We start from the raw sequence: 10,387 nt of genomic DNA, 5'->3' as shown, positions 1-10,387 counted from the left end.
GCAGATGTTCAAGATCAACGAGTATTTTGATGGCAAGGTCGCGTCAATCGGCTTTCAGCAGCCCGACGGTACCGCCACTGTGGGCGTTATGGCACCGGGTGAGTACGAATTCGGCACCAATCAGCTGGAAATCATGCAGGTGATTACTGGCAAGCTCACCGTGCAATTGCCGGGTGGCGATGAGTGGGAAGAATATGCTGCTGGCAGCCAGTTTGTAGTAGCCGCGCATAGCAAGTTCAAACTGGTAGTAGAGGAAGATACCGCCTACCTGTGCGAGTACCGCTAAAACCATAGCAGCGGCAGGCCAACACCTGCCGCTTTGCTTGCGCTCCAGCCGCAAGTATTAATTCCGCGCCGTCATCCCCGCTTCAATCCCTTGTAACTTCTCCGGTCTCGGCATCGGCAGACATACCCTTGGCGTAGACTTCGATAAAAATCGGCGGCATACGCTTGGGTTTGCCCGTGGACACCTCTATGCAAACGAATGTCGTGCGGGCACGCAACAGTGTGGCTCCATCCGACTTGCGGCATAACTGAAAGTGACGGGTCATGCGCAGCTTTTTGTCCCAACTGATAATCCAGGTCGCCATGACCAGTTGATCGCCCTCGTATGCGGCGCTCAGGTAATCAATCTCGTGACGAAACACCGCCATGGCTCTATCCAGTTTGCGGTATTCCTCCACCCCCAGACCCAGAGAGCTGGAATGTTGCCAGGCGCAGCGTTCTAACCAACCAACGTAAACGATATTATTCGCGTGACCAAGGCCATCGATATCCTCCGGCTGCACGGTAATTTCCAGGGTGTGCGGATTGTCCAGATCCCATTTCACTGTCGCTAACTCCCATCCATATCGTTTGTAAGGTCCAAAGCATACCACTGCTCAAGCTGTTTCTGACCCGTCGGTCTGCTTAGCGGACCAAGCAGCACACGCGTCTGTGGTGTAGTCTGGAAGCAGGTCTTTCAAGGAATCGGCTTTCATGTTCAAGCACTTGCACTTCCCCATTCTGGTCATCAACCCGCACATTGGCCGCCAGGATGTGGCCGGCAGCCAACTTGCCGAACTGTTTAAAGCGCTAAAGCAGGAAGGCCTTGAAGTGTTGGCCACTGCCTCGATCGACGAAGGCCGCTTGATCGCCGAGGCGCACCGCGGGTTGTCCTGCATTCTCTTCACCGCCGACCAGGAGGATGATCTTGAGCAGGTCAGAGCGCTGTTCCAGGCTGCCCATTGCCGCTCACCAGAACTGCCGATCATGGCCCTGACCACCCGCCAGAGTCTGGATAACGACAAGCTCAGCGCACTGCGTGACCTGCACCAGTTGCGGGGGATCATCTATCTGTTCGAGGATACGCTGCCGTTTATTGCCGGGCAGATCGCGCGTACCGCCCAGGCCTACCTGGCGCAACTGCTGCCACCGTTTTTCAAGGCGCTGCTCGATTACACCGGCCGCGCCAGCTACTCCTGGCACTCGCCCGGCCATGGCGGTGGCGTAGCCTTTCGCAAAAGCCCGGTGGGTCGCGCGTTTCATGACTTTTTCGGCGAAAACACACTGCGCTCGGATCTCTCCGTATCAGTGCCTGGTCTGGGCTCGCTGCTCGATCACAACGGGCCCATTGCCGAGGCTGAGGCCAATACCGCGCGCACCTTCGGCGCCGATCACAGTTTCTATGTAGTCAATGGCACCTCGACCGCCAACAAGATCATCTGGCACGCCTTTGTCAGTCGTGATGATGTGGTGCTGGTCGACCGCAATTGTCACAAGTCGATATTGCACGCGATCATCATGACCGGCGCTATTCCGGTGTATCTGACCGGCTCGCGTAACGACTACGGCATTATCGGACCGATCAGCCTGGATTCCTTCGCCCCGGCCAATCTGCGCCAGCGGCTGGCCGAGCATCCGCTGCTTCAGGGCCGCGACGCCAAGATCCGCCTGGCGGTACTGACCAACTCGACCTACGACGGGCTGTGCTACAACGCCGAACTGATCAAGGACGAGCTGGAAGATGCGGTCGACATATTGCATTTTGATGAAGCCTGGTACGGCTACGCGGCCTTTCACGAGTTCTACGCTGGCCGTCATGGCATGGGCAGCAAGCGTGGCTTTGAGCGTGCCAAGCACCCTCTGGTGTTTGCCACCCAATCCCCGCATAAGGTCCTGGCCGCGCTATCTCAGGCATCGATTATTCTGGCCGAGAACAGCCTGGAGCAGCAGCTTGATCTAGAGCGCTTCAACGAAGCCTTCATGATGCATACCTCCACTTCGCCGCACTACGGCATCATCGCCTCGATCGACGTCGCCACCGGGATGATGGCCGGCGAACCCGGCCGCTCGCTGGTGCAGGAAACTCTGGACGAAGCACTCTCTTTCCGCCGCGCAATGCAACAGACTGCCGCGCGGCTGCATGAGGACCAATGGTGGTTTGACGTCTGGGAACCGGAGGATGCATTGGAGGCAGAGCAGGTTCAGCCCCGCGACTGGACGCTGGATGACCACGAAGACTGGCACGGCTTTGGCCCCATGGCCGATGACTACGCGCTGCTTGACCCCATCAAGGTCACCCTGCTGACCCCTGGTGTCGAAGAACAGGGGCGCCTGGCGAAGAGCGGCATACCCGCGGCGGTGGTGACACGCTTTCTTGCCGAACGCGGCCTGGTGGTGGAAAAAACCGGCCTGTATTCCTTCCTTATTCTGTTTTCCCTGGGTATCACCAAGGGCAAGTGGAGCACCCTGGTATCCGAGCTGCAGGAATTCAAGCGGCTGTACGATGCCAACGCGCCTTTGGAGGCGACACTCCCGGGGGTTGCCGCCACCGGCCATTATCGCGGCCTGGGCTTGCAGGATATCTGCCAGCAGTTGCACGCTTTCTACAAGGAGCAGCGCATGGTGCGCACCTTGCGACAGATTTACACCGAGCTGCCGGAAATGGTCGTGCGCCCTGCCGACGCTTATCAGCACATGGTGCGCGGTCAGGTGGAGATGGTGCCGGTCGAGCAATTGGCCGGCCGCATCAGCGCGGTGATGCTGGTGCCCTACCCGCCCGGTATTCCGGTAATCATGCCCGGTGAACGCTTTCCTGCAGACGGTTCGGCGATCACTGACTTTCTGCAGATTGCCGGCCGCCAGGACCAGCGCTTTCCCGGCTTTGAAAGCGACATTCATGGCCTGCGCAGTGCCCAGCAGGATGACGGCAGCCTGCTGTACTGTGTCGACTGCCTGAAAGGCGACTGACCGGCTGGCTGGCTTCAGAGAAAACCGATGCCCACCTGAAACAAGCGCTCGACCTGCTTCACCGCACGCTTGTCGGCCACGAACAGAATCACATGATCGCCGTCCTCGATGACACTGTGATCATGGGCGATGGAGACCACATCGTCTCTGACCAGGGCACCCACCGTGGTGCCCTCCGGGAGGTCCAGCTGGTCTATCCGGCGCCCGACCACCTTGGAGCTATGCTGGTCACCGTGGGCAATGGCTTCCAATGCCTCCGCAGCCCCTCGGCGCAGCGAGTGCACGGCTACGACGTCACCACGCCTTACATGACTAAGCAGCGCACTGATAGTCGACTGCTGGGGGGAAAGAGCAATATCAATCAGGCCGCCCTGCACCAGATCAACGTAGGCGGGATTATTGATCAAGGTAATCACCGTACGCGCGCCCAGCTTTTTCGCCAGCATCGAGGCCATCACATTCGCCTCGTCGTCATTGGTCAGTGCCAGGAATACATCCGTCGCCTCGATATTTTCCTCAATCAGCATGTCACGATTGGAGGCGCTACCGTGCAAAATGGTGCTTTGCTTCAATTCCTGCGACAACAGCTCGCAGCGCTCCAGATTCAACTCGATGACCTTGACTCGATAGCGGTCCTCGATGCTTGCCGCCAGCCGCGCACCGATATGCCCGCCACCGGCGATGACCACGCGCTTATAAGGATTATCCTGGCGGCGCAGCTCGCCCATCACCTGGCGGATATCCTCCCGCGCCGCGATAAAGAACACTTCATCGTCAGCTTCGATCACCGTATCACCGCGGGGGATTACTGCGCACTCGCGCCGGAAGATCGCCGCCACACGAATTTCCACACCGGGCAGATGTTCCCGCAGCGACGCAATCTGCTGGCCCACCAGGGCGCCACCGTAACGCGCCTTTACAGCCACCAGTTGTGCCTTGCCGCCAGCAAAATCCAGCACCTGCAATGCTCCTGGGTACTGCAGCAGCCGTTTGAGGCTGCGGGTCACCAGCGCTTCCGGGCTGATCAGCACATCCACCGGGATCGCTTCACGGCTGAATAACGCGTCGCCGTGGGTCAGATAATCGTGCTCACGCACTCTGGCGATCTTGCGCGGCAGGTTGAACAGGCTTTGGGCTACCTGGCAGGCAATCATGTTGATTTCATCGCTACTGGTGACCGCCACCAGCATATCGGCATCCTCTGCCCCGGCCTGGGCGAGGATATGTGGAAGCGAAGCGGAGCCGCAAAGCGTACGCAAGTCCAGCCGATCCTCCAGCTCCCTGAGGCGCCGGAGGTCGTGGTCGACTACGGTAATATCGTTGGCTTCGCCAGCCAGATGTTCGGCCAGGGTGCCGCCGACCTGGCCGGCGCCCAGAATGATGATACGCATGCGTAACTCCCGGTTATGTGCATGCGTTCAGTGTTGCTGACCAGCCTGTAAAAAAACGATGCTCAGCTACGGGGCAAGGCGTAAACAATGCGTATACGCTTAGTCCTGCTGGCCAAGAAAGCGATAGCCGACGCCCGCTTCGGTTTCGATATAGCGAGGCGCGGTGGGGTCATCGCCGAGCTTGGCGCGCAGTCTTCCGATAAATATGCGCAAGTAGTGGGTGTCGTGAGTATGGTGCGGCCCCCAGATGTCCTTGAGTAGTTGCTGCTGAGTGATAATTCGCCCGGGATACGCGATCAGCGAACGCAGCAGCTCAAACTCTTTCTTCGACAGGTGCACATCTTCCCCGGCCACACTGACGCGACGATCCAGCAGATCGACTTTCAGGTAGCCGTCCTCATAACCGACCGGCGGAACGCTCACCCCTGTAAAAGTTCGCAAAACCGCGCGAATGCGGGCCAAGAGCTCGTTTGCACCGAAAGGCTTCTCAACGTAATCGTTGGCCCCGTTGTCCAGTGCCATGACCTTGTCCCGCTCACCATTGCGCACGGACAGGACAATCACCGGGCCGAGATAGAAATCGCGCAGACTCTGCAACAACTGCTGACCGTCCATATCCGGCAAGCCGAGATCCATGATCACCAGGTCCGGCTCGTGCAATGCTGCCTGCTGCAGGCCGCGCCGCCCGTCTTCAGCCTCGAGTAACTGATAGCCCTGGGAACCCAGGCAGATAGTCAGAAAGCGCCGGATCTGCGGTTCATCATCGATGATCAAGACGCGGTTCATAATGGCTCGCCTGCTGTCGAATCGACCGCCTTCGGCAATGGTATGCTCAGGCGCAGCGTCGCGCCCGTGCGTGTAGCGCTCTCAAGCACAGACACCGTGCCGCCATGCGCCGCCAGAATACTGCGACAGATGGCCAGACCCAGGCCCGTGCCAGCAGCATACTGATCACCGTGACTGAAGGTATGAAACATATCGAAGACCTGATCGCGCTTGTCCGCTGAAATGCCCGGCCCGCTATCGCGCACATCAACATGCAGCCAGCCGTCATCCTCTACGGCGCTAAGCCAGATCCTGCCGCGTGGCGGCGAAAAACGAATGGCATTCTCCAGCACGTTGAACAGCGCCTGCTCGATCAGCGCTGGATGCACATGCAACAAGGGCAGGCCCGTCGGTATATCGAGTTTCACCTCCAGATCGCCAACCAGGGGTTTGCTGCGGCGCATCACTACGCTGACGATATCGTCGAGGCCAATCCAGTCTCGATCCAGGGTCAATTCGCCGTGCCCCAGCCGAGTCATATCCAGCAGCTTCTGGATGTAGCGATCCAGGCGCCGGGCTTCACTCAGGGTATTGTCCAGCAGCTCGGCGCGTTGTGCTGCATCGAGCGAGTCGCTCAGGTCAATCAGACTGGAGACCGAGCCAATCATCGTCGCCAGCGGTGTGCGCAAATCATGCGAGACCGATGATAACAGTGCGGATCGCAACTGCTCACGCTCCTTGCCGAGGGTCTCATCGCGCAGGGAGGCTTCCAGCTGTACTCGCCCCCAGGCCAGACGGGCCAAATTCACCAGCATCTCCAGACGCTGCCGATGGCTGCTCTGCAACGGCTCGGTGGCAGACAAGCGTATCGCCCCTACCTGCTCGGCCTTGGCGTTGGTAAAGATCAGGCTGACGCCGCCTGCGTCCTCAAACCAACTGACCTCCCGCGCCTGGTGCACGGGATGCTGAGTGGTCATTACGTTGTCCGATGGGCGGGCATACCAACCCAGAGCTTCTTCCAGCTGCGCCGAAAAAACCTTGATCACCTCCTCTGCCGCCACGCACACCGATAGTGCTCGGGCGCAGGCCATCTGCTGTGCATTCCAACGTTCACTATCCCTTAGCGCCGCCACTTGCTCGCTGAGCCTGGCGGCCAGATGCCCGGTCACAATGGCAACCATGATTAACAGAACGCCGGTGAGGATGTCCTCGCGGTGCAGCATGCGCAGGGAAAAGTGGGGCTCGGTGAGAAAGAAGTTATACGCCAGAAAACTCAGAACAGCCGAGACCAACGCTGGCCGCACACTGGTATTGATCGCCGTGAGTAACACCGCCGCCAGGTACAGCAAGGCCAGATTGGCCACTGCCAGCAACGGCGACAGAAGAACCGCCAGCAGCGTCGCCAGCGCGGGTAACAGCACTGGCAGGATCAGCGATTTGAGAGAGGCCACGCCCCAGGTTTTTTTAGTCATCAACTGCGCCAGAACATCGGTGTGAACAGAACCATCATCGTCAGCAACTCCAGACGGCCGAGAAGCATCGCAAAGGATAGCAGCCATTTGGCCGCATCCGGTAAGCCTGCGAAATTACCGGCAGGTCCGACAATGGGTCCGAGCCCGGGGCCTACGTTGGTCAATGCCGTGGCCGTAGCGGTCAGACTGGTAACCAGATCAAGCCCCATCATCGACAATAGCAGGGTGAAGCCAGCCAGACAGAGGAAAAACAGAAATGAAAAGGCAATCGCCGAGAGGATGATGTCATCGCTGACCGGCTTGCCGTTGTACTGGGTAACAAAAATGCCATTGGGATGCACCAGCTTGCGCACCTGACTGCGCAAAAACAGATAGCTCAGCTGAAAACGGAAGACCTTCATGCCGCCACTGGTAGACCCGGAACAGCCACCGATAAACATCACTACAAAAAACAGCGCCACGCTGAAGGCGCCCCACAGGGTGTAATCACCGGAAGCGTAGCCGGTTGTGGTAATCACCGATACCAGGTTGAAGGTCGCATGGGTCAGCGCGTCGAAGGGAGCATGCGAGCCCTGCTCGATCAAGTAGGCGGTCAGCGCTAGCGACACCGCAGCGACAATCAGCAGTAATCCTTTGACCTGCTGATTATTCAGCGCAGCCAGGCTGGGGCGCCGGGCGAATCCGATCAGCATGGTGAATGGCATCGCTCCCAGGAGCATAAAGGCTATCGAGATCCACAGTACCGGCGCGTCAAAACGCCCCATGGAGCGATCATCTGTAGCGTAACCGCCGGTGGATACGGTGCTCATCGCGTGATTGATCGCATCGAACAGGCTCATCCCCGCCCACCAGTAGCTCAGCATGCAGGCCAAGCTGATGGTCAGGTAAGTACCCAGCAGCATCCGCGCCAGCGTCTGAATCCGCGGCATGGATTTGTCCGACCAGTCCGACGATTCGGTATGGAACAACCGCATACCGCCGACCCGCAGAAAAGGCAGAATGGACACCGCCATGCCCACCACGCCCAGCCCGCCCAGCCATTGCAACAGGGAGCGCCAGAGCAGCAAGCTCGGCGGCAGCGTTTCGATTTTGACCAGAATCGTGGAGCCGGTAGTGGTGATGCCGGACACCGCCTCAAACACCGCATTGACAAAGGTCAGCTCAAAATGACTGAAGAACAGCGGCAAGGCGCCGGCCAGCGACATCATCACCCAGCTCAAGCTGGTCAGCAGGTACAACTGCCGGGCAATCAAATGAAAATGTTGAGTACGGCCGCCAATCACCATAATCAGGCCCAATGCCGAGACCAGACCGGCGCTGATAAGAAAGACCGACATTTCCGGGTCTTGGCGGATCCACGCAAACAAGGCTACCGACAACATCAACCCTGCCATGATCAACATGAGAATGCCGCACACATAGATGATCGGACGGAGGAACTTGAGCATGACCTGACTCCTGAAATGATGGAGCACAGGCTACTGGCGCGCGGCATAAACAAACGAGGCGCAAATGACTGGCCGGGCGTAAACATTGCGTAAAAGCCGGACCGAAACACGCGAAAAAAGCAAAAAAAAGGGCCGACAACGAATGTCGGCCCTTGGTAATGGTGGAGCTATGCGGGATCGAACCGCAGACCTCCTGCATGCCATGCAGGCGCTCTCCCAGCTGAGCTATAGCCCCGTGGTCTCGCGACCCCGATACACAATGTGTACCGGTCAAACAATGGCGTCCCCTAGGGGACTCGAACCCCTGTTACCGCCGTGAAAGGGCGGTGTCCTAGGCCACTAGACGAAGGGGACGCAAACCCTTCTCACTGGAGCTGGAACTCCGGTGCAGTGATAAAACAGGCCAACGCAGAGCGGTGACCAAAAAATGGTGGAGCTATGCGGGATCGAACCGCAGACCTCCTGCATGCCATGCAGGCGCTCTCCCAGCTGAGCTATAGCCCCGTCTCTAGGACGGGGCGCATATTATGATTCGAGCCCTGAACTGTCAACAGAATTTTATCTAGAACAGGTACTTAAGCTTGCTGCCGAGCCCCTAGACTAACAACTTTTCCCACGCCTTGACCTCCTTCTTCGAGCTGCCGCCCAGCAGCTCAAGCGCCTGACGCAGACGGAAGCGGGTCAGATCCGGCCCCAGATGCGCCATTGCGTCCAACACCGATACCGAGCTGGCCTGCCCGGTAATGGCGGCAAACAGCAGCGGCATCAGATCACGCAGCTTCAGTTCGAGTAATTCGGCAATCTGCTGGATGCTCGCGGTGATGCTGTCCTTGTCCCACTGGCGGGTCGCCTCGAGCTTCCACAGCAGCAACTGGAGAGCCTGACGCACCTGATCCGGCGACAGCTTCTTGTGTTCAAACAGGCTGACATCCGGATTGACCTGACCGGTCATAAAGAACCCAGCCAGCGGAACCAGCTCGCTGAAGGTTTCCACCCGGCTCTGCACCAGCGGAATCATCGGTTTGAGATACTCGGCATTCAGTGCCCAGGTCTGTACGGCCGCAGCGAATTGATCAACCGAGAGCTCGCGTATCCACTGACCATTCAACCAGGCAAGCTTTTCCACGTCGAAAATCGGACCGCCGAGCGACACACGCTGAATATCAAAATGCGCGACCATCTCGTCCAGAGAGAATTTCTCACGCTCATCCGGCATCGACCAGCCCATACGCCCCAGATAGTTGATAACGCCCTGCGGCAGGTAGCCCATACGCTCATAGAAAGTAATACTGGTCGGGTTCTTGCGCTTGGACAACTTGCTCTTGTCCGGGTTGCGCAGCAGCGGCATATGGCACAGCTGCGGCATGTCCCAGCCAAAATACTGATACAGCAGCATGTGCTTGGGCGCCGAATTGATCCATTCTTCGCCACGCAATACGTGGGTGATGCCCATCAGATGGTCGTCGACGACATTCGCCAGGTGGTAGGTCGGCAAGCCATCGGCCTTCATCAACACCTGCATGTCCACCTGCTCCCAGGGTATGTCGATCTCGCCGCGGAGCATATCTTGCACCTGGCAGATACCTGTCTCAGGCACTTTCATACGCACGACATGGGATTCGCCAGCAGCCACGCGCTCGGTAATCTCCTGCTCGCTCAACGACAAGCAGTGGCCGTCGTAACCCGGCGTCTGCTTGTTCGCCGTCTGCTCGGCCCGCAGAATATCCAGGCGCTCGCTGCTACAGAAACAGCGGAAGGCATGGCCCTTGCTGATCAGCTGTTCGCTATGTTCATAATAGATCGCACTGCGCTCGCTCTGACGATAGGGGCCATGCGGGCCGCCGACATCCGGACCCTCGTCCCATTCCAGCCCCAACCAGCGCAGCGAGTCGAGAATCTGCTGCTCGGACTCGGCGGTGGAGCGTACCTGGTCGGTATCTTCAATGCGCAGGATGAACTGCCCGCCGTGCTGACGGGCAAAGCACTGGTTGAACAAGGCAACGTAAGCGGTGCCCACATGGGGGTCACCGGTAGGAGAAGGAGCAATACGCGTACGGACAGTCATGGAATCTCTCGTGAT

8 protein-coding genes and 3 tRNA genes are annotated in these 10,387 nt (G+C 58.5%); 2 read left to right on the top strand and 9 right to left on the bottom strand.

The genetic code is table 11. From position 1 onward, the window contains the following. Positions 1 to 4 precede the first annotated feature (4 nt). Complete coding sequence (ppnP, locus tag DT594_RS03650; RefSeq protein ID WP_149331409.1) at positions 5 to 286, top strand: pyrimidine/purine nucleoside phosphorylase; 282 nt, start codon at positions 5 to 7, stop codon at positions 284 to 286. An 82-nt stretch (positions 287 to 368) separates the two neighbouring features. Here the strand turns inward: ppnP and DT594_RS03645 are convergent, their stop codons facing one another. Then, entirely contained in the window at positions 369 to 830 is a 462-nt protein-coding gene (locus tag DT594_RS03645; protein ID WP_149331408.1) for an acyl-CoA thioesterase, read from the bottom strand. A gap of 148 nt (positions 831 to 978) precedes the next feature. Between DT594_RS03645 and DT594_RS03640 the strand changes: the two genes are divergently transcribed. Beyond that, positions 979 to 3,231, top strand: a complete 2,253-nt coding sequence (locus DT594_RS03640) for an Orn/Lys/Arg family decarboxylase (RefSeq protein WP_149331407.1) — start codon at positions 979 to 981, stop codon at positions 3,229 to 3,231. A 14-nt stretch (positions 3,232 to 3,245) separates the two neighbouring features. Here the strand turns inward: DT594_RS03640 and trkA are convergent, their stop codons facing one another. The 8 genes from trkA to gltX all read right to left on the bottom strand — a co-directional run bounded on the left by trkA (position 3,246) and on the right by gltX (position 10,372). After that, positions 3,246 to 4,622 carry a Trk system potassium transporter TrkA gene (gene trkA, locus DT594_RS03635; protein WP_149331406.1) on the bottom strand — a complete coding sequence of 459 codons (1,377 nt, stop codon included), beginning with the start codon at positions 4,620 to 4,622 and terminating at the stop codon, positions 3,246 to 3,248. Positions 4,623 to 4,721: 99 nt separating this feature from the next. Then, the gene (locus tag DT594_RS03630; RefSeq protein ID WP_149331405.1) at positions 4,722 to 5,408 is read right to left on the bottom strand and encodes a response regulator; all 687 of its coding nucleotides are present in this window, start codon (positions 5,406 to 5,408) and stop codon (positions 4,722 to 4,724) included. Beyond that, positions 5,405 to 6,859: a sensor histidine kinase gene (locus tag DT594_RS03625; RefSeq protein ID WP_178091398.1), complete on the bottom strand. Its 1,455-nt coding sequence runs from the start codon at positions 6,857 to 6,859 to the stop codon at positions 5,405 to 5,407. Before DT594_RS03625 ends, DT594_RS03630 begins: the two co-directional genes overlap by 4 nt. Beyond that, entirely contained in the window at positions 6,859 to 8,307 is a 1,449-nt protein-coding gene (locus tag DT594_RS03620; protein WP_149331403.1) for a TrkH family potassium uptake protein, read from the bottom strand. The genes DT594_RS03625 and DT594_RS03620 overlap by 1 nt, the downstream gene beginning before the upstream one ends. A gap of 159 nt (positions 8,308 to 8,466) precedes the next feature. Next, positions 8,467 to 8,542: transfer RNA gene (locus DT594_RS03615), tRNA-Ala, on the bottom strand. 43 nt (positions 8,543 to 8,585) lie between these two features. Continuing rightward, a tRNA-Glu gene (locus DT594_RS03610) sits at positions 8,586 to 8,661 on the bottom strand. Between the two features lie 74 nt (positions 8,662 to 8,735). After that, positions 8,736 to 8,811 (bottom strand) — tRNA-Ala (locus DT594_RS03605). Between the two features lie 91 nt (positions 8,812 to 8,902). Next, complete coding sequence (gene gltX / locus DT594_RS03600) at positions 8,903 to 10,372, bottom strand: glutamate--tRNA ligase (RefSeq protein WP_149331402.1); 1,470 nt, start codon at positions 10,370 to 10,372, stop codon at positions 8,903 to 8,905. Positions 10,373 to 10,387: the final 15 nt, after the last annotated feature.

The sequence above is a fragment of the Halopseudomonas laoshanensis genome, from assembly GCF_008365385.1.
Lineage (GTDB): Bacteria > Pseudomonadota > Gammaproteobacteria > Pseudomonadales > Pseudomonadaceae > Halopseudomonas > Halopseudomonas laoshanensis.
This window is presented reverse-complemented; position numbering and strand designations above follow the sequence as displayed.

Coding starts and splice junctions, on each gene's coding strand:
- ppnP (WP_149331409.1), top strand. CDS start 5: ATGTTCAAGATCAACGAGTATTTTGATGGCAAGGTCGCGTCAATCGGC.
- DT594_RS03640 (WP_149331407.1), top strand. CDS start 979: ATGTTCAAGCACTTGCACTTCCCCATTCTGGTCATCAACCCGCACATT.
- trkA (WP_149331406.1), bottom strand. CDS start 4,622: ATGCGTATCATCATTCTGGGCGCCGGCCAGGTCGGCGGCACCCTGGCC.
- DT594_RS03630 (WP_149331405.1), bottom strand. CDS start 5,408: ATGAACCGCGTCTTGATCATCGATGATGAACCGCAGATCCGGCGCTTT.
- DT594_RS03625 (WP_178091398.1), bottom strand. CDS start 6,859: ATGACTAAAAAAACCTGGGGCGTGGCCTCTCTCAAATCGCTGATCCTG.
- DT594_RS03620 (WP_149331403.1), bottom strand. CDS start 8,307: ATGCTCAAGTTCCTCCGTCCGATCATCTATGTGTGCGGCATTCTCATG.
- gltX (WP_149331402.1), bottom strand. CDS start 10,372: ATGACTGTCCGTACGCGTATTGCTCCTTCTCCTACCGGTGACCCCCAT.